The sequence below is a fragment of the Acinetobacter sp. LUNF3 genome, from assembly GCF_022699605.1.
Classification (GTDB): domain Bacteria; phylum Pseudomonadota; class Gammaproteobacteria; order Pseudomonadales; family Moraxellaceae; genus Acinetobacter; species Acinetobacter johnsonii.
Map to the genome: position 1 here is coordinate 882,811 of NZ_CP093968.1, position 22,643 is coordinate 905,453.

The 22,643-nt window shown below is 41.6% G+C and carries 19 protein-coding genes and 3 pseudogenes; 11 read left to right on the forward strand and 11 right to left on the reverse strand.

The window, feature by feature from the left end; all coding sequences use genetic code 11:
* Nucleotides 1–45: 45 nt before the first annotated feature.
* A complete protein-coding gene (locus tag MN200_RS04275) occupies nt 46–978 on the forward strand; it encodes an IS5-like element ISAha1 family transposase (protein WP_242760125.1) in 933 nt (310 codons plus the stop codon).
* Between the two features lie 192 nt (nt 979–1,170).
* On the opposite strand, the gene rarD is transcribed toward MN200_RS04275, so the two are convergent.
* A complete protein-coding gene (gene rarD, locus MN200_RS04280; RefSeq protein WP_058869054.1) occupies nt 1,171–2,076 on the reverse strand; it encodes an EamA family transporter RarD in 906 nt (301 codons plus the stop codon).
* 108 nt (nt 2,077–2,184) lie between these two features.
* On the opposite strand from rarD, the gene MN200_RS04285 reads away from it, so the two are divergent.
* The 6 genes and pseudogenes from MN200_RS04285 (at nt 2,185) to MN200_RS04310 (ending at nt 7,552) form a co-directional block, all read left to right on the forward strand.
* Nucleotides 2,185–2,646, forward strand: a complete 462-nt coding sequence (locus MN200_RS04285; protein WP_058869055.1) for an Lrp/AsnC family transcriptional regulator — start codon at nt 2,185–2,187, stop codon at nt 2,644–2,646.
* Nucleotides 2,647–2,942: 296 nt separating this feature from the next.
* Nucleotides 2,943–3,764 carry a hypothetical protein gene (locus MN200_RS04290; RefSeq protein WP_242760126.1) on the forward strand — a complete coding sequence of 274 codons (822 nt, stop codon included), beginning with the start codon at nt 2,943–2,945 and terminating at the stop codon, nt 3,762–3,764.
* Nucleotides 3,765–3,833: 69 nt separating this feature from the next.
* Nucleotides 3,834–5,486 (forward strand): annotated as a pseudogene (locus MN200_RS04295) (nitrite/sulfite reductase).
* Nucleotide 5,487: 1 nt separating this feature from the next.
* On the forward strand, nt 5,488–5,904 hold the full coding sequence (locus MN200_RS04300) for a CidA/LrgA family protein (protein WP_151836144.1): 417 nt from the start codon (nt 5,488–5,490) through the stop codon (nt 5,902–5,904).
* Nucleotides 5,897–6,607 (forward strand): LrgB family protein, encoded by a 711-nt coding sequence (locus tag MN200_RS04305; RefSeq protein ID WP_151836143.1) that lies wholly within the window; start codon nt 5,897–5,899, stop codon nt 6,605–6,607. The genes MN200_RS04300 and MN200_RS04305 overlap by 8 nt, the downstream gene beginning before the upstream one ends.
* A gap of 18 nt (nt 6,608–6,625) precedes the next feature.
* Nucleotides 6,626–7,552: a hypothetical protein gene (locus MN200_RS04310; protein ID WP_242760127.1), complete on the forward strand. Its 927-nt coding sequence runs from the start codon at nt 6,626–6,628 to the stop codon at nt 7,550–7,552.
* 133 nt (nt 7,553–7,685) lie between these two features.
* On the opposite strand, the gene MN200_RS04315 is transcribed toward MN200_RS04310, so the two are convergent.
* The 5 genes and pseudogenes from MN200_RS04315 to MN200_RS04335 all read right to left on the reverse strand — a co-directional run bounded on the left by MN200_RS04315 (nt 7,686) and on the right by MN200_RS04335 (nt 12,270).
* Entirely contained in the window at nt 7,686–9,092 is a 1,407-nt protein-coding gene (locus MN200_RS04315) for a PLP-dependent aminotransferase family protein (protein WP_242760128.1), read from the reverse strand.
* 80 nt (nt 9,093–9,172) lie between these two features.
* Nucleotides 9,173–9,295, reverse strand: a complete 123-nt coding sequence (locus tag MN200_RS04320; RefSeq protein WP_004694789.1) for a hypothetical protein — start codon at nt 9,293–9,295, stop codon at nt 9,173–9,175.
* Between the two features lie 14 nt (nt 9,296–9,309).
* The gene (cydB, locus tag MN200_RS04325) at nt 9,310–10,314 is read right to left on the reverse strand and encodes a cytochrome d ubiquinol oxidase subunit II (RefSeq protein WP_242760129.1); all 1,005 of its coding nucleotides are present in this window, start codon (nt 10,312–10,314) and stop codon (nt 9,310–9,312) included.
* Nucleotides 10,307–11,284: pseudogene (locus MN200_RS04330) on the reverse strand (cytochrome ubiquinol oxidase subunit I); the annotation flags it as partial. The gene cydB and the pseudogene MN200_RS04330, both read right to left, overlap by 8 nt.
* Nucleotides 11,285–11,337: 53 nt before the next feature.
* Nucleotides 11,338–12,270: an IS5 family transposase gene (locus tag MN200_RS04335; protein ID WP_242760130.1), complete on the reverse strand. Its 933-nt coding sequence runs from the start codon at nt 12,268–12,270 to the stop codon at nt 11,338–11,340.
* A 54-nt stretch (nt 12,271–12,324) separates the two neighbouring features.
* Here MN200_RS04335 and MN200_RS04340 point away from each other — a divergent pair.
* A pseudogene (locus tag MN200_RS04340) lies at nt 12,325–13,539 on the forward strand (PQQ-binding-like beta-propeller repeat protein); the annotation flags it as partial.
* Between the two features lie 145 nt (nt 13,540–13,684).
* Nucleotides 13,685–15,781 (forward strand): TonB-dependent receptor, encoded by a 2,097-nt coding sequence (locus MN200_RS04345; protein WP_242760508.1) that lies wholly within the window; start codon nt 13,685–13,687, stop codon nt 15,779–15,781.
* Nucleotides 15,782–15,877: 96 nt separating this feature from the next.
* Here MN200_RS04345 and MN200_RS04350 read toward each other — a convergent pair whose 3' ends face one another.
* From MN200_RS04350 to MN200_RS04365, 4 genes are all read right to left on the reverse strand, one after another.
* On the reverse strand, nt 15,878–16,264 hold the full coding sequence (locus MN200_RS04350; RefSeq protein WP_004694713.1) for a carboxymuconolactone decarboxylase family protein: 387 nt from the start codon (nt 16,262–16,264) through the stop codon (nt 15,878–15,880).
* A 251-nt stretch (nt 16,265–16,515) separates the two neighbouring features.
* Nucleotides 16,516–17,163: a CoA transferase subunit B gene (locus MN200_RS04355; protein ID WP_151836752.1), complete on the reverse strand. Its 648-nt coding sequence runs from the start codon at nt 17,161–17,163 to the stop codon at nt 16,516–16,518.
* Nucleotides 17,164–17,165: 2 nt separating this feature from the next.
* The gene (locus tag MN200_RS04360; RefSeq protein ID WP_242760131.1) at nt 17,166–17,870 is read right to left on the reverse strand and encodes a CoA transferase subunit A; all 705 of its coding nucleotides are present in this window, start codon (nt 17,868–17,870) and stop codon (nt 17,166–17,168) included.
* A gap of 235 nt (nt 17,871–18,105) precedes the next feature.
* A complete protein-coding gene (locus MN200_RS04365) occupies nt 18,106–18,987 on the reverse strand; it encodes a LysR family transcriptional regulator (protein ID WP_078426037.1) in 882 nt (293 codons plus the stop codon).
* Between the two features lie 575 nt (nt 18,988–19,562).
* Between MN200_RS04365 and MN200_RS04370 the strand changes: the two genes are divergently transcribed.
* Both MN200_RS04370 and MN200_RS04375 read left to right on the forward strand, forming a co-directional pair.
* Nucleotides 19,563–20,987 carry a GntP family permease gene (locus MN200_RS04370; RefSeq protein ID WP_242760133.1) on the forward strand — a complete coding sequence of 475 codons (1,425 nt, stop codon included), beginning with the start codon at nt 19,563–19,565 and terminating at the stop codon, nt 20,985–20,987.
* A gap of 37 nt (nt 20,988–21,024) precedes the next feature.
* Complete coding sequence (locus tag MN200_RS04375; RefSeq protein ID WP_125274971.1) at nt 21,025–21,810, forward strand: 3-hydroxybutyrate dehydrogenase; 786 nt, start codon at nt 21,025–21,027, stop codon at nt 21,808–21,810.
* Between the two features lie 455 nt (nt 21,811–22,265).
* On the opposite strand, the gene MN200_RS04380 is transcribed toward MN200_RS04375, so the two are convergent.
* The gene (locus MN200_RS04380; RefSeq protein WP_004694700.1) at nt 22,266–22,460 is read right to left on the reverse strand and encodes a hypothetical protein; all 195 of its coding nucleotides are present in this window, start codon (nt 22,458–22,460) and stop codon (nt 22,266–22,268) included.
* Between the last annotated feature and the right edge of the window lie 183 nt (nt 22,461–22,643).

Below are 22,643 nucleotides of genomic sequence, written 5' to 3' on the forward strand. Positions count from 1 at the left end.
GCACAAACCTATCTCTAAAGGCTTATTCCACAATATAATTCTCAAATGAATAAGCCCACACCTAAAATCTATCGTACAACCAATTGGTCTTCTTATAACAGTGCATTAATAAATCGAGGAAATCTCTCAATTTGGTTTGATCCCAAGACTCAATGGTACGCTCAACCCAAAGGTAAACATGGTCGAAATCAAACTTATTCAGATACAGCCATCCAATGCTGTTTAATGATCAAATCCTTATTTCGTCTTTCTTTACGCATGGTCACTGGCTTTGTGCAAAGTCTCATTCATCTTTGTAGATTAGATTGGACAGCACCAGACTATTCCACCATCTGCAGAAGACAAAAGCATATTGATATTGCAATTAACTATCAAAAAAGCAGTAATGGTCTCCAGCTACTCGTCGATTCTACTGGCTTAAAGTTTCTAGGCGAAGGTGAATGGAAGCGTAAGAAATACCAACCTGAATATCGTCGCCAATGGCGTAAACTTCATATTGGTATAGATGCTGAAACCCTTCAAATACGCGCTATTCAACTCACTACAAATAATGTGAGTGATTCACAAGTGCTTGGTGATTTACTCGATCAGATTCCACAAGATGAGCAGATTGACTCTGTCTATACTGATGGGGCTTATGACACCAAGCAATGCCGTCAAGTAATTGCAGACCGACAAGCACATGCGGTGATTCCGCCAAGAAAAAATGCGAAACCTTGGAAAGATACAAAGACCAGCTCGCTAGAGCGAAATGAATTACTTCGAACAGTTAAACGTTTAGGAAGAACAATATGGAAAAATTGGTCAGGCTATCATCGCAGAAGTCTGATAGAAACCAAGATGCATTGCATCAAATTATTAGGCGATAAACTCCGTGCGAGAAACTTTCAAAGCCAAGTCAATGAGATTCATGCACGTGTGGCCGTATTAAATAAATTTACAGATTTAGGTCGACCTCACACCCAAGTTGCCACTTAAATTTAGATAACTTGGAAGAAGTTTAGCTTTTGAATGTTTGTGCAACAAAGCCAATATGAATTGTCAGCACGTAACTCGCGGAGTCAAATAGCCATTTAAATACAATCAGATAGTTAGTTCCCAATTCAGCACCAAAGCATGTCTAGACATCTAAATTTAAGCGATCTAGAGGAAAATATGCATAAAAAATGCCTATGTCGCAAGTTTACGATTCTTTTTAAAGCTGCGAAATCCTTCAAGCATGAGGGTGGAAACTGCGAGCCAAATGGCGATATAGGTTGGCCATTCTGCTGAAGTAATGCTTTCTCCTAAGGCGATTGAAACCGCCACTAACAATATCGGTTCAACATAAACCAACAGTCCAAATAAGCTTAAGTTTAAATGCGGGGCAGACAAGGATTGAAATGCCAAAGCCAGTGCACTGATTAGTCCAAGTCCTGAAATGAGCCAAAGCGTATGTGAACTTTCAGATAGGCTTTCTGTGACGATACTGCCTTGCATGATAAAGAAAATACAAACAGGGAGGCTCAACATCATGTCAAACCAAAGTCCGCCTATATTATTCGTCTCCGTTTTTTGTCTGAGCCAAAAATAGATTGGATAGCCTAAGCAAATCAGCAGAGTGGGCCAACTCAGTGTTTGAGAAATCGCCAAGAGGTTCAAGATCCCCAGCACTGCAAAAATACAGGACAGTTGCTGAAAGCGTGACATTCGCTCTTTAAAGGCAATCCGACCGACAATCACCATGCTAATCGGCATCATAAAATAACCGAGTGAAACATCCAGTCCATAGCCATGACTGGGTGCCCACATAAACAGCCACAACTGAATCCCAATTAAAAACGAAGATAAAATTCGCGTTAAAAAGAAAAAGCGCTCTTGGTAGAAACGGCGATAAATAACAACCACCTGAGACCAATTGCCTTTGAGCCAAATAAAAAGTGTTAGACATGGAATAGTCAATACAATGCGCCAGCCGTAAATTTCTGTACCTGCCAGCGTGCCCAAAAGTGAGGTATAGGCAAACATTAAAGCAAATAATACCGAGGCCGTGATATTTAAGCTAATGCCAAGTGCTGTATTAGGATGCGTAGACATAGGCGGTTCTTAAGCTGTATCAATGTGTGATATTTTATTGCAATACTCTTGATAAAATGGCTTATAATCATTAGCTTGAATGAGAAAATTTCTCGTAGGAGGCTGCTCATGCAATTGGATAAATTTGATTTCGCTTTATTGGAGCATTTGCAAAAAGATTGCTTAACGCCACTTCGAGAGTTGGCCGATTTAGTGCATTTATCAACGGCCTCGGTACAACGTCGCATTCAAAAATTAAGAGACAGTGGCTATATTATTGGCAATACCGCAGTGCTTGATCCAGACAAATTGGGACAAGTGATTACGATTTTTGTCGAGGTTCGCGTCAACCAAACCCATGTGACAGACCTTGAGGAGTTGAAAACGAGTTTTTCAATTCCAGAAATACAGCAGTGCTATTACGTAACAGGTGAGGCGGATTTTATGTTGGTACTCTTGGTGCCAAGTATGAGTCGGTTTCAAGCCTTATGTGATCAGCTTTTTCATCATAATGCCAATGTGCAATGGTTTAAAACCACTGTTGTGTTAGAGCGTATTAAAACAACTTTAGAGGTGTCTTGTCAGCCATAACTTTTATTCTCCTTTCTAGATTCTACCTTATATTCAATGGCTAAAGAGGCTGCTTGAAATAGGAAAAGAGAAAAGTCATTTCTGAATTTTTAGGCACTCAAAATAACGCCATGATGGAATTGGGCTCCTATTTATATAACGAATTTATTTTTCTAATTTTGATGGCTTTGTATCCATAAAACTTGAGAAGGAGGCACGCTGTTATAGTTTTTTCAAGCCTTACTGTAGCTACTCATTCACACCAAACTAGCTGAAAATTTGACTCAAGAAGGGATCATAATCTTGATGGTGGCGTAATGTTTATAACACAGCAACTGAATACAATTTCTGAATTGGTTGATGGGCAGGGTCTTTCAGATCAACTGCAACATTTACTTGCGCAGCAGTATTTAAACTTAGAAGCGACTTTGCTGCGTGCTAAAGTTTTACGTGATTTTTCAAGTGCTAAAGTTCAGTATATTGTGCAGTCTGCCATTCAAGCAGAACATGCAGGGGTCGCATTTTTATTTGCGCCTTTTATCTTGGCAAATTTGAACCATCCTGTGATTTATAGCAGTCCTGCGACGCCAACCGTACTCAATATCCTCAATCGTTACTATCAAGCAGAGCAAAAACAAAACCTAAAAATAGATGATGTGCTTGAGGCGCTCGATATTTATTTAGATTTGAGTGATAGCGTATTTAATGATGTCGATTTTTTCTATTTTTCATTGATCAAAGCGCTATGTCGAACTGATGTCTCGCAGATTTTTTTGGTGACATCATTAGTGCTCAATACACAAAAACTCGCAGAGCTGGAACAGTTTTTTAAAGTCAAAATCAACTATATTTCTACCCATCCACAAGATGTCATCATCGACAGTAGTGAATGGAATATGCGGAAATTGTTCTTTAAAAACAAAGATCAGCAATATATCGATTTATGTGAAAAATTCGCCACATTGAATGCGCAGTTATTGTTGAGTTATGGCAGTTATAACCAGCAGCAAGCGATCCAGCTGGTTGAAGATATGTTCTATGCGGAGCATATTTATGAAAAGTTATCGGTCTATGCCGAGTATATGCAGACCTGTTTACAACATGGTGTGTCCCGAAAGCAGGCGACTTTTTTCGCCTAATTTGCATTTTTGATGCGCCATTCAAAACAGCTTTTCTTTCATATTGATGCATATACCTAGGTCATCCCCATGTTTTTATATACAGACTTTGATCAAAATTTATTAAATGAACGTGTCGCACAGTTTCGCGACCAAACCCAGCGTTATTTAGAGGGAAAACTGACTGAAGAAGAATATCGTCCCTTACGCTTACAAAATGGTTTATATGTTCAACGCTATGCACCCATGCTACGTTTGGCGGTGCCTTCTGGCTTAATGAACTCAGTACAATTGCGGAAGGTGGCTGAGGTTGCACAGAAGTATGACCGTGGTTATGCGCACATTTCTACGCGTCAAAATATTCAACTGAATTGGCCGCAGCTTGAAGATGTCCCTGATATTTTGCAGGAACTCGCTACGGTACACATGCATTCTATTCAGACCAGTGGTAACTGTATTCGAAACACCACCACAGACCAGTATGCAGGTGTCGTTGAAGGGGAGCTCACAGACCCGCGTCCTACCTGTGAACTGATTCGTCAGTGGAGTACCTTCCATCCTGAGTTTTCATTCCTACCACGTAAATTTAAAATTGCGGTTTGTGCACACCCTGAACAAGATCGTGCTGCCACAACTTTCCATGATGTTGGGGTCTATCTGGTAGAAAATGAAGCAGGGTAGTTGGGTTATCAAATTAAAGTCGGTGGTGGGCTTGGACGCACCCCTTTAGCGGGACATGTGATTAAGCCATTTTTAGCCCGTGAAGATTTAATTGCTTATTTAGATGCCATCATGCGCTTCTATAACTTGCATGGTCGCCGTGATAATAAATACAAAGCGCGTATTAAAATTTTAGTGAAAGCCCTCACTCCAGCGGGCTTCGCGGAAAAAGTTGAAGCTGAGTTTGCACATACTCAGACTTTGCTCAAAGTTCAGCCTAGTGTTTTAGCGCAAATGGATGCAGTATTTCGACCGTTTGCCTATGAACCTTTAGATGCGGAAAATTTTGAGGCGTTGTTCCATCAGTATCCGAAGTTTAAACACTGGTTCAATATCAATACCCATGCACATAAAGTCGCGGGCTACCGCATCGTTACGATCAGCTTAAAACGGGCGGGTGTGGCGCCGGGTGATATGACTTCCGATGAAATGCGTTTAATTTCAGATTTGGCTGACCAATATACCTTTGGTGAGCTGCGAACCACGCATGAGCAAAATATTGCCTTAACCGATGTACGCCAAAAGGATCTGTTTGAACTGTGGCAAGTCTTAGATCGTGGCAATTTGGCTCGTGCGCATATTGGCTTTCTGACTGACATGATTTGCTGTCCGGGTGGCGATTTTTGCTCCTTGGCAAATGCCAAATCTATTCCGGTGTATGAGGCGATAGCTCGCCGTTTTGATGATTTGGATGCTTTATATCATTTAGGCAGGGTCGATCTGAACATTTCAGGCTGTATGAATGCCTGTGGACACCACCATGTCGGCAATATTGGCATCTTAGGTGTCGATAAAAAAGGCGCTGAATATTACCAAATTAGTTTAGGCGGTAACTCAGATCATGATGCATCCATCGGTGATATTTTAGGGTCATCATTTCCTGCAGAAGATATTCCCGATGTGTTAGAGGAAATTCTGAATACTTATCTGGATTTGCGTTTGGAGCATGAATCTTTTTTAGAAACCTACAAACGTATCTCGATCCAGCCGTTTAAAGCGCGGGCATATGCGGACATAAATTGAGATGTTGGCTGCCCGAACTCGGCTGAAGAAGCTAAACACTGCGAGCTGCCAAATCATGACCATTTTGGCCGTTTGGAGCTGTGCTGATGTCTTACAAAAGTTGCTGAATTTGCCTGTGGCATCAGGGGTACTTGGGTTTTTTCTGCTGTTGTTTTTACTTGAAATGAAATGGTTGAAATTAGCCCACGTTGAACGCGGTGCCGATCTGTTGCTGGCTGAACTGCTGCTGTTTTTCATTCCGCCTGTGGTCGGTGTGATTCAATATCAGGATTTATTGATCACCAGTGGTTGGAAAATTCTGCTGGTGATTTTAATCAGCACCGCTTTAGTGATGATGGTTTCTGTATATAGCGTGTGGTTGTTGTTAAAGCAGCCAGAGCTAAATCAAGAACCCAAACAGGAAGATCAGTATGACTGAATGCTGGGGGCTTTTTTACTTGGTTTGGACCGTGCTGTGCTATTTCATGGCAAAGCAGCTTTTTGTTCGAACACAAAAAATCTATTTATCCCCCATTATTGTTGTTCCTAGCGTGAGCATCGTACTGATCTTTCTTTTACAGCATCAGTTCCAAGACTATTACTTTTATACCCAATATTTGGTGGCCATGCTCGGCCCAATCACGGTGGCTTTTGCTATTCCTGTTTTTCGTTATCGCCGCATGATTCAGCAACATTTTAAAGTGTTGCTCTTCAGTTCTAGCCTCGCCATGTTGGTGGGTATTTTCAGCAGTTGGTTTTTGGCGAGCCTATTGGATTTTGATGACATCGTTAAAAATAGCCTGTTGGCGCGTTCCATTTCGATTCCTTTCGCTTTGGTGCTTACCGAAAAAGTGGGGGGCTCTATCAGCCTGATTCCGCTATTTACTGTGATTACAGGTTTGGTCGGTATGTTGTTGGGAGATCTCCTTTTGCTTTGGATGAAATATAAAAATCATCTTGCTTCGGGCGCAGCACTAGGTAATGCCGCACATGCTATGGGCATAGCTCGGGCAAGACAGCGGCATGAATTGGAAGGCGTCATTGCCAGTCTCTCGATGATTATTTCAGGAATCATTATGGTGCTATTTGCGCCATCTTTGATTGCAGTGACGAAGTATTTACTTGGCTTTATATCGTTTTAAATCAATAAGGAATCGAATATGAATCCTATGTCACATGCAAAGACACTCTTAAACCCCAAAAGTTATCTCGCGGCCTTTGTCTTTATAGGTCTTATGGTGGCGGCTGCCTATGGACTGAATGATCGTGAAATTATTCTGCCTGAAATAGCGGCGATGGCCGTTGGACTATGGGTCTATCGAGATAAACAGTGGCTGAATCAGCCAGATAAAATTTTTATTTTACCCAGTTTGACCGCTGTAATCGGCTTCAGCATTAACTTAATGCCAATTTCATATCTGTTCAAACTGGTTTTAGTTCTCTGTGCCATGTTGTTCGTGATGCGGATGTTTAACTATATATTACCGCCCGCACTGGCCACGGGTTTCTTGCCGATTGTGACCCAAGCCTACGAAATATCGTTTTTGATTTCGATTTTTGCCACCAGTTTTATTCTAATGTTGGGTGTTGTGCTCTTTAAACTGAACCAAGGTTTGGAGAGAAAAGGCAATTTTGATCGAAGAAAAATAGGTGTATATGCCAGTATTACTTTAATTGGTTTTGCACTCGCTGCTATTTTCAAGGTTGAAGCGATGGCACTGATTCCACCGATTACAGTGGTGGTCTATGAATCATTAAATATGATGATGTATTCGTTGAAAATGTGTTTTAAGCAGGTTGCTGTGTTGACACTGTCGATTTCAATGGCCGTGCTTATGCAGTTGTGGATTCAAGATTGGATACTACTTACCCTTATATATATGCCCTTGATGTTTCTTTTGCTTAAGCTCTTTGATATGCGTATTCCTGCGGTATATGCCTTTCCATTTTTGGTTTTTGTCTTTCCACAAGACAGTGTGATGCATTTACCCATGGCATCCGGCCTGATGGCAGGTTTTTCACTTGGCTGTGTCTATATCTATCGCACCTATTTTCAAAATATGAGTGCTGAGAAATCCTATACCTAGCTTGAGAGGAATGACATGATCCGATCTGATCATGTCATTTTATCTCTGGGATGGTGATATTTACAGTATGGGCAGTGAGTCTCTTCAAATCAAAAGATGGTTTAAATCAGCCTAGATTTAAACCGTTTAACTTTTATTCAAAGGCTTCTAGGTAAATACATTGGATCAAGGCATCTAAGGCATTTTGAATACGTTCATTGATTTCAAATGAACAATTGATCCGAATATGATGTGGAATATTATCCGTTTGATAAAATAATGAACCGGGCGCGATGCTGATATTTTTCTCTAAAAGTTGCTCATAAATCAAATTTCCATTGATCTGCTCAGGCAAAGTAATCCATAAGAAATAGCCCGATGGATAATAATGAATTTGATAATTTTCAGACAAATGTTCAGATAAATAAGTGTAATACTGATTTTTGAGACGTTTTAAGGTGTTACGCAAAGTTTTTAAGTGCTTTTCATAGTGTCGATACGATAAATAATCGACCAAGGCATTTTGAATAAATGAATTGACGGAAAGCGTGCTCATCAGCTGTAAATGCTGAATATGCTCCGAAAATTTACCCGCATAGACCCAACCAATCCGAAAACCCGCACCTAAAGTTTTTGAAAAAGAAGAGCAGTGTAAAACCAAATTTTTTTGATCAAAGTATTTCATCGATAGTGGTTTTTTATGATCAAAATAAAGTTCCTCATAAACATCGTCTTCAATTAAATAAATATCGCGTTCATGCAGTAGCTTTGCCAGTTGGTATTTGATGTCGTCACTGACCGTAAAACCAATTGGGTTGTGACTGTTGAGCATCAGCAAACAGACTTTAATGGGGTAACGCTCAATCGCATCTTTAAAAGCCTCAAGGTCAATACCGTGTTCTTCATGTTCAGGAATACTAATGACTTTTAGGCCCAAATGTTCAGCCGCTTGCCATGCGCCATAAAATATTGTTTTTTGAAGTAAAATATAGTCACCCGGTTGGGTCATAGCTTGTAAGGAGAGGTTTAAAGCATCTAATCCGCCCGAGGTAATTACGATATCGGACGGGTCTGTTGGAATCCCTTGCATACAGTAGCGCTGTGCAATCAGTTTCCGCAGCTCAAAGTTTCCGGGAGGTAAACTTGGCATCTGTTCATAACTGAGACGGTGTTTGGCACGTTGTCCCAAAGTTTGCATCAGCTTGGCAGAGTAGAGCAGTTGGCTGTTGGGAAAGGCAATGCCAAAGGGAACCATGTGTTCAGATTGGATCGATTTTAAGTATCTGAAAATTTTAGAGTTGATTTCAATTTTTTCGTTGAGGATGACACTATTGGAGTTGCTGTCTGAGCGTCCATCGCCTGTCACAAAATAACCGAGTTTTTCTTGTGAATAAATCAGCCCTTGCGCTTCAAGTTCCTGATAGGCATTCATCACGGTCATTAGGCTAAAACCCGATATTTCAGCTTGTTGACGTAGTGAAGGTAGTTTATCGTTGGCTTTCCAAAAACCACTTTTAATCAAATGTTTCAGGCTGAGCGCAAGTTTTTCTGATTTATACATATGGGTTCGCTGCAATTAAAAGGCACAGGACATGTACTGAAAGTCCCGTGCCTAATTCATAAAAAAATGCTTGGCTGGCTTTAGTAAGCAAAACTCAGCAACAGCTTAAAGAAACCCGCAATCAGTGCGAGAGAAATAAAGCCAAAGCACCACAATAAAATAAACCATAATCGTGGGCTGAGTCGATCAACAAATTTTTTCATGTCTATCTCCTCAATTAATGATAACCCTGATCCCCTATACGTACTTTGTCACGGAACACCCAATAGGACAAGAAGGTATAGGCAATGATGATTGGGATTAAAATTGCAGCCCCCACCAAAGTAAACTTTAAACTTGACTCAGGTGCAGCAGCCTGCCAAATAGTGACCGATGGCGGAATAATATTGGGCCATAAGCTGATGACGAAGCCAGTAAAAGCCAAAAAGACTAAAGCCAAAGTATAGATAAATGGTTTTAGTTCATGCTGCTTTTTACACGCCGATATAATCAAACCAACAAACAGTAAGACTAAAATTGGCACTGGGCTAAAATAGTATAGATTCGGCAGAGAGAACCAACGCTGTGCAATTTCAGGATGGGTCAGCGGCGTATATAAACTCACGGCACCGAAGATAATGAGTAAAGCAATAATCAGCCTAGGCATGAGATGAAACATCCGTTGCTGTATCTCTTTTTCGGTTTTCCAAATGAGCCAGCCACACCCTAAAGTGGCGTACATGACCACGACCCCTAGACCAGTAAAACATGTAAATGGTGTGAACCAGTCCCATCCACCGCCGCTGTAAATACCATTGGTGGTCTGAATACCTTGGATATAAGCCCCTAAAATCACGCCTTGGAAAAAGCTCGATAAGATAGAGCCCCAGATAAATGCGAGATCCCAGAGGTATTTGGTGCGCGTGGCTTTAAAGCGGAACTCGAAGGCCACACCGCGGAAAATTAAGGCAACCACCATAAAGATAATGGGTAAATATAGTGCCGATAAAACGGTTGAATAGACCAAAGGAAATGCAGCGAATAAGCCAGCACCACCTAGGACCATCCATGTTTCATTACCGTCCCAAACGGGCGCGACGGTATTCATCATCACATCACGTTCTTGCGTTCCGTTCATAAAGGGAAACAGAATGCCAATGCCTAAGTCGAAACCATCCATAACCACATAGATGAGCACCCCGAGCCCGATAATACCGACCCAAACCAAAGCGAGATCAATCATGTGGTTTCTCCTTACTATTTTGAGCAGAAGGATCAGTGGTATCGATAGATTCTTCAACAGCACTGATTGGACGTAAAGGGGTTTTAAAATGCCCTGGGCCAGTATCTTGCACGGCATCTAAAGGTGTAGAAAAAGTAGGGCCTAATTTGATCAAGCGCAGCATGTAGTAAATTCCCGCGCCAAAGACGACGGTATAGACCAGAACAAAAATAATCAGGCTCAAGCCGACTTGATCTGCGGTGACTGTATGCGATAAACCGTCTTTAGTCCGAATGACGCCATACACGACCCAAGGCTGACGGCCAACTTCTGTAGTGACCCAACCTGCTAGGAGCGCGATATAACCTGTAGGTCCCATAATGATGGCAAATTTATGAAACCAACGGCTTTCGTATAGAGAGCCTTTTTTACGTAGCCACAGCGCTGTTAACGAGAGTAAAACCATTAACATGCCTAAGCCAACCATGACCCGGAAACTCCAGAATACAATCAGTGCATTCGGACGGTCTTCAGCTGCGAAGTCTTTTAAACCCGTGACCTGACCCTCTAGGGAATGCGTTAGAATCAAACTGCCCAGATTGGGAATACCAACCTCAAAATCATTCGATTCTGTTTCCATATTCGGTAAAGCGAACAGTAATAAAGGCATACCATGATCACGATTGGTTTCCCAATGGCCTTCAATGGCTGCCAATTTTGCAGGTTGATGTTTTAAGGTATTTAAACCGTGGTTGTCCCCAATCACAACTTGTAGGCAAGACGTGACCAGTACCATCCATAAACCCATAGAAAAAGACTTTTTCACCAACTCATCACGACGACCTTTCAGTAAATGCCATGCGGCGGTGCCAACCACCAAAAGTGATGAGACGAGGAAGGCCGCTGCTGCCATATGGGCAAATCGGTAGGGGAAGGATGGGTTAAACACAATTGCCCACCAATCTGTGGGGACAATAATGCCATTTTCGATGGGCTTTGTTGCACAAAGATTTGAAATGCAAAGCGCCCCTAATTGAGCCAAATTTAAGGCGTAACTTGGGTAAGTGGTCCACCTAATTCCGTAAATCTGTTAAGGACTGCTACACGTGCATGGATCTCATTCACTTGGCTATCAAAACTCCTTGCACTGAGTTTATCTCCTAATAATTTGATGCAATGCATCTTAGTTTCAACCAAACTTCGACGATGATAGCCTGACCATTTTTTCCATAGTGTCCTGCCTAAACGTTTAATTGTTCGAAGTAATTCATTTCGCTCTAGCGAGCTACTCTTTGTATCTTTCCATGGTTTCGCATTTTTTCTAGGTGGAATCACCGCATGCCCTTGCCGATCTGCAATGACCTGACGGCATTGCTTGGTGTCATAAGCTCCATCGGTATAAACAGAGTCAATCCGCTCATCTTGTGGAATCTGATTAAGTAAATCACCAAGCACCTGTGAATCACTGACATTATTGGTTGTAAGCTGAACTGCTCGTATTTGTAGGGTTTTAGCATCTATACCAATATGAAGTTTACGCCATTGGCGACGAAATTCAGGTCCATGTTTCTTGCGTTTCCATTCGCCCTCACCTAGAAACTTCATGCCTGTAGAGTCCATGAGTAGATGCAGCCCATCGCTACTTTTTTGGTAGCTGATTACAATATCAATATGCTTTTGTCTTCTACAAAGCGTGGTGTAATCTGGAGCTATCCAATTTAATCCACAAAGTTTAATCAGACTTTGCACAAAGCCAGTGACCATACGTAAAGACAGACGGAATAAGGATTTAATCATTAAGCAGCATTGGATGGCTGCGTCGGAGTAGGTTTGATTTCGCCCTTGTTTGCCTTTTGATGGCGCATACAATTGCGTAGCAGGATCAAACCAAATGGCAATATTTCCGCGACTCATGAGTGCTCGGTTATATGCGGGCCAATTGGTTGTGCGGTAGATTTTGTGTGTAGGCTTCTTCATTTGAAAATTATATCGCTGAAAAACCCTTTACAGATAGGTTTGTGCAACAAAGCCGGTGAAATCTATAAACGTAGCTCGGCAAACTCTTGGGCTGCAATGTCCTACGACCTGCAAATGAACACGGTGTTTTTACCGATGGGAAGTTCGTCAGTCGATGTCTGGGGTGGAAACCGTCAACCTGTAGACCATAAGTACAATTCTTCTGTTTTGGCTTTGGATGCAACCACAGGTAAAGAGAAGTGGGTTTATCAAACCGTTCACAAAGATCTTTGGGACTTCGATTTACCCATGCAGCCAAGCTTGGTCGATTTTCCGATGCAAAATGGGCAAACCAAACCAGCTGTCGTCATTGGCACCAAGTCTGGTCAGTTCTTTGTACTCGACCGTGTGACAGGCAAGCCTTTAACCAAAGTCATTGAACAACCTGTCAAAGCTGCAGATATTCCTGATGAGCAATACAGTGCAACTCAGCCACGTTCAGTTGAAATGCCACAAATTGGCAATCAAACTTTGACTGAATCGGACATGTGGGGCGCAACGCCATTTGACCAGTTGATGTGTCGCATTAACTTTAAGTCTATGCGTTATGACGGTCTCTTTACAGCACCAGGTTCTGATATATCTTTAAGTTTTCCGGGTTCGTTGGGTGGGATGAATTGGGGCAGTATCGCATTTGACCCAACGCATCGTTATATGTTTGTCAACGACATGCGCCTAGGTCTGTGGATTCAGCTGATTAAACAAACACCTGAAGACTTAAAACTTGAAGCCAGTGGCGGAGAGAAGGTCAACACTGGTATGGGCGCAGTGCCAATGAAGGGTACACCGTATAAAGTGAATAAAAACCGCTTTATGTCGGTATTGGGCATTCCATGCCAAAAACCACCTTTCGGAACCATGACGGCGATTGATATGAAAACCCGTCAAGTGGCTTGGCAAGTGCCTTTAGGTACGGTTGAAGATACGGGTCCAATGGGCATCAAAATGGGCTTAAAAGCGCCGATTGGTATGCCAACTATTGGTGGTCCAATGGCAACTCAAGGTGGTTTAGTGTTCTTTGCTGCAACACAAGACTTCTACTTGCGCGCCTTCAATTCATCTAATGGTGAAGAGTTATGGAAAGCGCGTTTACCCGTAGGTAGCCAAGGTACACCAATGAGCTATATTTCTCCAAAAACAGGCAAGCAATATGTAGTCATTTCCGCAGGTGGGGCACGCCAGTCGCCTGATCATGGTGATTATGTGGTTGCGTATAGCTTAGCCGATTAAAACGTTTTATTGTATGGGAAGCCTGTCGAGATGATAGGCTTCCCATTTTTATGGTAATAACAAGCAAGGAAATATTGTGCGATTAACTTATTTGATGCCTGCGCCTTTTAAACAAGCCTTATTGACTGCGGTTATTTTACAGTCTATGCATGCTTATGCAGAAACCACAGAATATCAACTTCCCGTCATCACCGTCCAAGCGGTACATACCGATAGCGAGTTGTTATCGACTTCTGCATCCATTCAAAAAGTCCAAGCGGCTACAGTACAAAACAATGCCAATGTGAACCTATCTGAAGTCTTACAAGGGGTTGTAGGCTTACAAATCAATAACCGTGAAAACTATGCGCAAGACTTACAGATTTCGATGCGTGGCTTTGGCGCTCGTTCGACTTTTGGCGTGCGTGGCATTCGGATGTATGTCGATGGTATTCCTGCGACCATGCCTGATGGTCAAGGGCAAAGTTCCAATATTGACCTCAATAGTTTAGATCACATTGAAGTACTGACAGGGCCATTTTCATCTTTATATGGTAACTCATCAGGTGGAACCATCTTGACTGAGACCAAAGAAGGGCAAGGGAAAGACTCAATCCAAGTGGGTCTTAATGCAGGCAGCCACCATAAGCAACAAGCCAATATCCAATTACAAGGGGGTTCCGAACAGGCCAATCAACCTGCTTATGTGATTAGTTCTTCTTATTTTGATACCGATGGTTTTCGAGATCATAGTGCTGCACAAAAAGTATTAAATAATGCCAAACTGACGTGGAACTTAGAGGATGGCAGTAAAATCAACTGGGTCACCAACTATGTCAAAATCCATGCAGATGACCCAATGGGGTTAGAGCGTAAGGATTGGCAAGCAAACCCAAAAAAAATCGCTCCTTATGTAAAAAATATGGGGTTTAACGCTCGCAAAGATATTGAACAAACTCAAACAGGTGTGACTTGGTTTAAACCGATTAATGATAAAAATGAACTCTATGCCATGGCATATTTAGGCAACCGCCAAGTCACTCAATATCAGGCAATTCCTAATGGAGCTACCTCCCAGAAGCTACCTACTCATGCTGGTGCTGTGATTGATTTCGAGCGTAATTATTATGGTGCTGATTTCCGTTGGACAGGTAAAGAATTATTACCGAATACTACATTTAGTGCTGGTATTGCTTTAGACAATATGGATGAAGACCGTCAAGGCTATAATAATTTTGTAATGGTAAATGGTAAAGAATCTTATGGTGTTAAAGGTAATTTACGCCGTAATGAAAATAATACCCTGTGGAATTTAGATCCATATGTACAAGCCTCATGGCAGTTCTTACCCACGTGGTATCTTGATACAGGCTTACGCTATAGCAATGTGCATTATGAGTCGGAAGACCATTACATCATTGATAAAAATGGCGATGACAGTGGTTCAACGGATTATCAGAAATTATTGCCATCTGTGGCATTAGGTTGGGAAATTTCACCTGAACTTTATGCCTATGCCAGTTATGGCAAAGGCTTTGAAACCCCTACCTTTACCGAAATGGCTTATAACGCTGATCCTAAGAAATCGGGTATGAATTTTGCGTTAAAACCTGCGAGTAGTGATAATTACGAGCTAGGTTTAAAGTCGCAGAATCCATTCGGGCTCTTCACTTTAGCTGTTTTCCAGACAGATACAAAAAACGATATAGTGACAGCGGGAACACGTGATGGTCGTGCGACTTTTCGTAATGCAGATCAAACCACGCGACAAGGGTTAGAGCTTTCATGGCAACAAACGATCTGGAAACAGCTCAACATACAATCGAGCTTTAGTTATATCGATGCTGAATTTGATAGTTATACAGCAGAAATAGCGAATCCAGATGATTCAAAAAAAACTTATGCGAAAGCCATTAATAAAGGAAATAAGATTCCCGGAGTTGCCAAAAACCAAGTGTTTACCCGTATTGCATGGCAACCTGAACAGGGCTTTCAAGCTGGCTTAGAAGCACGCTATATGGATAAAATTTATGTCGATGATATCAACTCGGATACTGCGCCAAGTTATACCGTTGTAGCTGCAAATGTCGGCTACTTATGGGTAAACCGTGACTGGAAAGTAAACAGCTATGCCCGAGTCGATAACTTGTTTGACCGTAACTATGTTGGCTCAGTGATTGTGAATGACAGCAATAGTCGCTTCTTTGAACCTGCCGATGGTCGAAACTTTAGCGTTGGCATGAGTGTAACCAAAGCCTTTTAATGGAAATGGTTTGGCTAGGGAAAAATGCTGCATAGTCAAACCAGATGAATCGCGCCATGCGACTGCAAAAACGCTTTTGTATGGCGCATAATCTATTTATGGATTGCTTTGATATTCCTGAATCACTTCCAGCGCAGCGCGGAACGCCTCTTGAGTCGCAGGTGCGCCGCAATAAGGCAAACTGTGTAAAAGGACTTCTTGAATTTCTTCAACCGTTGCACCGTTATTCAACGCACCACGAACGTGACCTTTCAGCTCAGTTGGACTTTTTTGTGCCGTCAAAAATGCAATGGTAATTAACGAGCGATATTTACGCGGTAGGACACCTTCACGTTGCCATGTTGAGCCCCAAGCATGTTCATTAATCCAGTCCTGCAAAGGTTGGGTGAAAGGTACAGTATTGTCCTGAGCACGTTTAACAAAAGATTCGCCCATGACTTCTGTGCGAACTTTTAAACCATTTTCATAATCTTGTTGTGACATTGAAACCTCTGAATGTGGAGTGCAAATATAGTAGCCGAGCGGCTTAGTTTTTCATCCGATATTTGGGTAGAAAAGGTGAGCGCTGGGGTCATCCTTCAATATATTTGGGAGTATAGATACTCTTGATCAAGCTGATGATGGTTTTTATACTTGATTGAAAGGCTATAAAAATGCCTATTGGAACTGAAAACCTTTTTGATTGAACTCAATAACAAAGCAGCCGAAGCTGCTTTGAATGATGTCGTTTTGTACTAAGCGGCTTTAAAGTCATTGATGATAAGTTCTAAGCCAGTCGCTTTTTGGATTTGTTCTAGGCTTACATCGTGTGCTAGTTCAACCAGTTTCACACCTTCAGTAGTGATATCCATCACGCCTAAGTCGGTAATGATACGGCTGACGACAGCTTTACCCGTGAGTGGGAGGGTACATTGGGGCACGATTTTTGGCGTGCCATCTTTGGCACAGTGCTCCATCAGAACCACGACTTTTTGTACACCAGAAACCAAGTCCATAGCACCGCCCATGCCTTTGACTTTTTTACCCGGAATCATCCAGTTTGCCAAGTCGCCTGTTTCAGAGACTTCCATTGCACCTAAAATAGCAATATTGACATGACCACCCCGAATCATGGCAAAGGATTCTGAGCTTGAGAAAAATGCAGCCCCTTTACGTGCGGTGACGGTTTGTTTTCCTGCATTAATCAAGTCTGCATCGACTGCATCACGGGTTGGAAATTCATCAATACCGAGCAAGCCATTTTCTGACTGCAACCAAACATTGATCCCTTCGGGTAGATAATTGGCCACTAAGGTCGGTAAGCCAATACCTAAGTTGACATAAAAACCATCTTCGAGTTCAAGGGCAGCACGCTGCGCCATTTCATTACGTGTCCAAGCCATAATTAAGCTTCCTCTGCTTTAATGGTCAGTTGTTCGATCTGCTTTTTTGGGGTGGCGTTCAGTACCACACGGTTGATGTAGATACCCGGTAAATGGATGTCATCTGGATCAATTTCACCAATTTCAACCACTTGTTCAACTTCGGCAATGGTGAATTTGCCTGCCATGGCACAGTCAGGGTTAAAGTTACGTGCTGTTTTACGGAATACCAAGTTGCCCGCTTTATCAGCCTTGTAGGCTTTCACTAAAGCAATGTCCGCAGTGAGGCACATTTCTAAAATATGCGGACGACCATCAAAGTCGCGGACTTCTTTACCTTCGGCAATGAGGGTGCCTACACCTGTTTGGGTGAAAAATGCAGGAATACCTGCGCCGCCTGAACGTAGTTTTTCTGCGAGCGTACCTTGCGGAGTAAGCTCAACTTCAAGTTCACCATTGAGATACTGACGCTCAAACTCTTTATTTTCACCGACATAAGAGGCAATCATTTTTTTCATTTGTTTGGTTTCTAATAATTTACCCAAACCAAAGCCATCCACACCCGCATTATTCGAAATACAGGTTAAACCTGTGACACCTGTATCTTTTAAGGCATCAATTAATGCTTCTGGAATACCGCAGAGGCCAAAACCACCCACGGCAACCGTTTGATTATTGGCAACTACATCAGCTAATGCTTCGGCTGCATTTGCGACGACTTTATTCATCTTTTATTTCCTGATCTTCCTTGCTTGTTATTTTTTTAGCATTGCGCTGCACTTTTTAGAAATTGAATCTTTCTAACGTATAATAAGAAAAACTCATTAATGCAGAATATTTACAAAGAAAAATAGATAAAAGAAGAGTCAAAGCATGTGCGAAAGCTATGCAAATAATCATACAGTTTATTTTGAACTATAAAGGTTTAGCTTCAGTTTCGCCTAGAGAAAGGGAGAATTTAGCTTAGAAATGATGCCAAAGTGTGGTCTCAATAAATTGAGACGACATGTTAGACAGTTCATAATCTTTTTTATAAATAATGCCCACCGCGAGTTGCGCTTGATTGTCCTCAATTTCAACCAACACATTTTTTTCAAGGTCGATGAATTTTTGGAAATGCCGTGGAATAGCAGTGACGCCCATACCATAGGCAACAAAGTGAGAAAGGGAACTGATTTGGTGGCATTCGACTTTCAAGTCCAACACCACTTGATGCGCAGCACAATGTTCCTCAATCACATGCCGAATAATTGAGGGGTTTTGTAAGGTCACAAATGGACAAGAGCACAGTTCAAGCCATGTCACGCTTTTTTGTTTGGCTAAGACGTGGTGTTTGGGCAATAGAGCCAAAAAGTCTTCATTGAATAAAGGCTGAAAAATCAGTTGGTCATTGGCCTTGGGTTCAAAACAAATGCCAATCTCAAAAATACCTTCTTGAACTTTTTCAATGATTTTTTCATTGGTGATGTCATGGATGGAAAAACTGATGTTAGGGTGCAACTGTGAAAAATCATGCATCACTGCGGGGAGTACTGCATGAGTGGCAAAGGGCATTGAGGCAATATTTAAAGTGCCACGGTTGAGTTTAAAGCGCTGTTTGACATCTTTTTCCATATCCTCCCAGTTGGCCAAGAGCTTTTTGGCATAGGGAATGAGGGACTGACCTTCAGTAGTGATTTCTACTCGGCGCGTGTTGCGTTTAAACAGTTTTCCACCCAGTTCTTCTTCTAGCGTTTTAATGCTTAAGCTGAGAGCGGATTGGCTCAGACACAATTCATTGGCTGCATTGGCATAATTAAGCGTACGTGCAAGGACCAAAAAGGCCTTTAATTGTTTGAGTGTCATGAGCTTCCCTGAGCAATGATGCAACACGATGTTGAAAGAAAATGAACGTGTTATTCTCCAATGGTTTACATGAAAAATACAACAGACGGTCAAAACAGATCAAGTGATGGAAGTGGGTGTCATTTTTATCAAGTCGTCAAAGCAGTATAAGTCGAACAGCATGATAGTCTGTAAAAATATGTTTTAACTGAATGAAAAATATCAAAAATAGTCATTTGGTGCGATTTTTAAATTTTACCTTTAACTTGATGTAATTAGTTTTATCAACGCTGCTAGGGCTTCGATATTAATCAATTTTTCTTCTTACTCAATGATTATTTTAAAACAATGCATGGGTTTATATGCTTTATAGTCTGACCCATAAGCTGAAATATTAATGCTCTGATGAATAAATATAGTACATAGATCAGAGTGCAAATAGACATCTCGTCATGAGGGAAATAGACGGTCTATGAATGCGTATTCGGTCTTTTTACACAGGCTGATCGCACTGTGACTCAACTAGATTTGACATCATTCGCCATTAATATCACAGCACATCAAGACATATTTTCTTTAAGGATGGAGTAAAAAATATGTGGGATTTGGGTGTAATTTTATTGTCTCTTGGGCTACTGATGTATACAGCCTACAGAGGTTTTTCTGTCATTCTTATGGCACCGATTTGTGCCCTGTTGGCGGTTTTACTGATTAACCCTGCTAACGTTTTGCCTTTTTATTCAGGCGTATTTATGCCCAAAATGGTTGGGTTTATTAAAGATTATTTCTTGGTGTTTTTACTCGGTGCCATTTTCGGTAAAGTGGTTGAAATGTCAGGGATTGCCGAATCCATTGCCAAAACCATTGTGAACCTGATTGGCTCTAAAAATGCAATGTTAACCGTTGTGCTTTTAGGGGCGATTTTAACCTATAGCGGTGTCAGTCTATTTGTGGTGGTCTTTGCAGTTTATCCATTTGCAAATCAACTCTTTAGACAAGCCAACATTCCAAAGCGTTTGATTCCGGGAACCATTGCCCTTGGTGCATTTACGTTTACCATGGATGCCTTGCCGGGAACCCCGCAAATTCAAAACGTTATTCCGACGACCTTTTTTGGTACAGACATTTATGCAGCTCCTTTTCTCGGTTTGATTGGTGCGGTATTTGTTCTAGCAACGGGCTTGAGCTATTTGGAATGGCGTCGCCGTGTAGCTGCTCGAAATGGCGATGGTAATGCCACAGGTATTGAGCTGACAGAAGCCGAGCAACAACAACTTAAGCAAAACTTAGATACAACCTCGAATGGTTCTACCGCACGTCAATGGTTGGCTTTTGTACCGCTCATTTTAGTTGCTGTGACCAATAAGTATTTATCCACTGCAATTAAAGAATGGTATCCAAACGGTTTCGACTTTAATGCTATTGGACTTGCAGCTTACACCGTCGATGTTGCCAAAACTTCTGCCATTTGGGCCGTGGGTTTAGCCTTAATTGTGGGTATTATCGCGGCAATTTCATTTGACTTCCGTCGTGTCTATACGGGCTTCAAAGATGGTGTCAATGCCAGTATTGGCGGGTCTTTACTTGCCGTGATGAATACCGCATCTGAATATGGTTTTGGTGCGATTATTGCGGCCTTACCGGGCTTTGCGATTATTAGTCATGCATTGGGCAATACTTTTACCAATCCACTGGTCAATGGTGCGGTTACCACGACAGTTTTAGCGGGTGTGACTGGTTCAGCCTCTGGCGGTATGAGTATCGCTTTAAGTGCGATGGCCGATCAATACAATGCTGCGATTTTAGCCATGGGAATTCCACCTGAAGTCATGCACCGTATTGTTGCGATGGCATCTGGCGGTATGGATACCTTACCGCATAACGGCGCCGTGATTACCTTACTTGCTGTGACAGGTTTAACCCATAAACAATCTTATAAAGACATTTTTGCCATCACGATTATTAAAACCATCGCGGTATTTGTTGCCATTGCTGCCTTTACTTGGTTTGGTATTGTTTAAGACTTTGGAATGAAAAAAGAAGACAACGGAGTACATCATGAGTCAACTGTTAAAAGATAAAGTTGCATTTATTACTGGTTCAGCCAGTGGTATTGGACATGAAATTGCAAAGAAATTTGCCAATGAAGGTGCAAAAGTTGTCATTTCTGATATGAATGCCCAGAAGTGTGCTGAAACGGTGGCGGCACTTCAAAAGCAAGGTTTTGATGCATTGTCTGCGCCTTGCGATGTGACCGATGAAGAGGCATATAAAACAGCGATTGAACTGACTCAGAAAACCTATGGGCGGTTGGACATCCTCATCAATAATGCGGGTTTTCAGCATGTTGCAGTGATTGAAGACTTTCCAACCGCAGTCTATCAAAAGCTGATTAATGTCATGTTGGTGGGGTCGTTCATTGGCATTAAGTACGCATTTCCAATCATGAAAGCGCAGCAGTTTGGTCGCGTGATTAATATGGCCTCGATTAACGGATTAATTGGATTTGCTGGCAAGGCTGGTTATAACAGTGCTAAGCATGGTGTGATTGGTTTGACCAAAGTTGCGGCTTTAGAGTGCGCGCGCGATGGCATCACCGTGAATGCTCTGTGTCCGGGCTATGTCGATACGCCGTTGGTACGCGGTCAAATTCATGACTTGGCTAAAACCCGAAATGTCAGTGAACAAAGTGCATTAGAAGATGTGATTTTGGCGATGGTGCCGCAAAAACGCTTACTCAGTGTCGAAGAAATTGCGGATTATGCAATCTTCCTTGCCAGTGATAAGGCGGGTGGTGTAACGGGTCAAGCCGTGGTGATGGATGGTGGTTATACCGCGCAATAACTTAGCTCAGCACACGTTTAAAAATTGAAAAGCCTTGGATGTTCGTATCTGAGGCTTTTTTATAGCGATAGGTATTACAGAAATATCTAGGTTTAAATAAGTGGTGAGCTTGGTGAATGAGTCGGTAAATATAGAGTTATAGACTAAAGATTTTCAAATCCTTTCTCTTTTTCTGATTTATAGTTCAATGTTTAAACGTCTAGGATGGAAGATTTAATGTAGATCAATTAAATCAATAGATTAACGGTAAAATAGATGCATAACGATGATACAAATGAGCCTCAGAAATCACAAAATCAATAGGTACAGAAAACTCTCAGCACGGTATTCATTTGCTGATTGGGTATAAAAAACTAAATTTTAATAAAAATAATCAGTTTTAAATCAATAAAAAAAGATGGTTTTTATTTTTATCTTATTGAGTGGATTATTCTTTTATTAAAGAGCGTTGCAAATTAAAGCTTCTGCCACACTTGATTTTCATCATCAAAAGACACCGTAAAATTAAAACGAGAGTCCGCTGTTACCAAATAACCTGTAGGTGTTTTCATGAGAACTTTGAGCACAGTGCCTTCTTCAAAGTTAATGGGTGGAAAGTCTTCTTTTGTCAGTGTGAGTGGTTTGATCAGTTCAAGTACTAGGGTTTCCATGTCATAGATCCAATAGTTTTTAATGAAAAGATAGTAGCATGAAGTCATTTTAAAATGTGCAAACTTTATTCTTTTATACATAAAATCAACAAGTAATCGTATCGTTGTCATAGAAATACCATTAGTGTATTCGCTTTAAATCCTAAGCAATTTTTTAGTTTGAAACGGCTTTGTTGCACAAAC

Bases quoted from the DNA above. Each gene is read 5' to 3' on its own strand.
- MN200_RS04275 (WP_242760125.1), top strand. From the start codon at position 46: ATGAATAAGCCCACACCTAAAATCTATCGTACAACCAATTGGTCTTCT.
- rarD (WP_058869054.1), bottom strand. From the start codon at position 2,076: ATGTCTACGCATCCTAATACAGCACTTGGCATTAGCTTAAATATCACG.
- MN200_RS04285 (WP_058869055.1), top strand. From the start codon at position 2,185: ATGCAATTGGATAAATTTGATTTCGCTTTATTGGAGCATTTGCAAAAA.
- MN200_RS04290 (WP_242760126.1), top strand. From the start codon at position 2,943: ATGTTTATAACACAGCAACTGAATACAATTTCTGAATTGGTTGATGGG.
- MN200_RS04300 (WP_151836144.1), top strand. From the start codon at position 5,488: ATGTTGGCTGCCCGAACTCGGCTGAAGAAGCTAAACACTGCGAGCTGC.
- MN200_RS04305 (WP_151836143.1), top strand. From the start codon at position 5,897: ATGACTGAATGCTGGGGGCTTTTTTACTTGGTTTGGACCGTGCTGTGC.
- MN200_RS04310 (WP_242760127.1), top strand. From the start codon at position 6,626: ATGAATCCTATGTCACATGCAAAGACACTCTTAAACCCCAAAAGTTAT.
- MN200_RS04315 (WP_242760128.1), bottom strand. From the start codon at position 9,092: ATGTATAAATCAGAAAAACTTGCGCTCAGCCTGAAACATTTGATTAAA.
- MN200_RS04320 (WP_004694789.1), bottom strand. From the start codon at position 9,295: ATGAAAAAATTTGTTGATCGACTCAGCCCACGATTATGGTTTATTTTA.
- cydB (WP_242760129.1), bottom strand. From the start codon at position 10,314: ATGATTGATCTCGCTTTGGTTTGGGTCGGTATTATCGGGCTCGGGGTG.
- MN200_RS04335 (WP_242760130.1), bottom strand. From the start codon at position 12,270: ATGAAGAAGCCTACACACAAAATCTACCGCACAACCAATTGGCCCGCA.
- MN200_RS04345 (WP_242760508.1), top strand. From the start codon at position 13,685: ATGCATGCTTATGCAGAAACCACAGAATATCAACTTCCCGTCATCACC.
- MN200_RS04350 (WP_004694713.1), bottom strand. From the start codon at position 16,264: ATGTCACAACAAGATTATGAAAATGGTTTAAAAGTTCGCACAGAAGTC.
- MN200_RS04355 (WP_151836752.1), bottom strand. From the start codon at position 17,163: ATGGCTTGGACACGTAATGAAATGGCGCAGCGTGCTGCCCTTGAACTC.
- MN200_RS04360 (WP_242760131.1), bottom strand. From the start codon at position 17,870: ATGAATAAAGTCGTCGCAAATGCAGCCGAAGCATTAGCTGATGTAGTT.
- MN200_RS04365 (WP_078426037.1), bottom strand. From the start codon at position 18,987: ATGACACTCAAACAATTAAAGGCCTTTTTGGTCCTTGCACGTACGCTT.
- MN200_RS04370 (WP_242760133.1), top strand. From the start codon at position 19,563: ATGTGGGATTTGGGTGTAATTTTATTGTCTCTTGGGCTACTGATGTAT.
- MN200_RS04375 (WP_125274971.1), top strand. From the start codon at position 21,025: ATGAGTCAACTGTTAAAAGATAAAGTTGCATTTATTACTGGTTCAGCC.
- MN200_RS04380 (WP_004694700.1), bottom strand. From the start codon at position 22,460: ATGGAAACCCTAGTACTTGAACTGATCAAACCACTCACACTGACAAAA.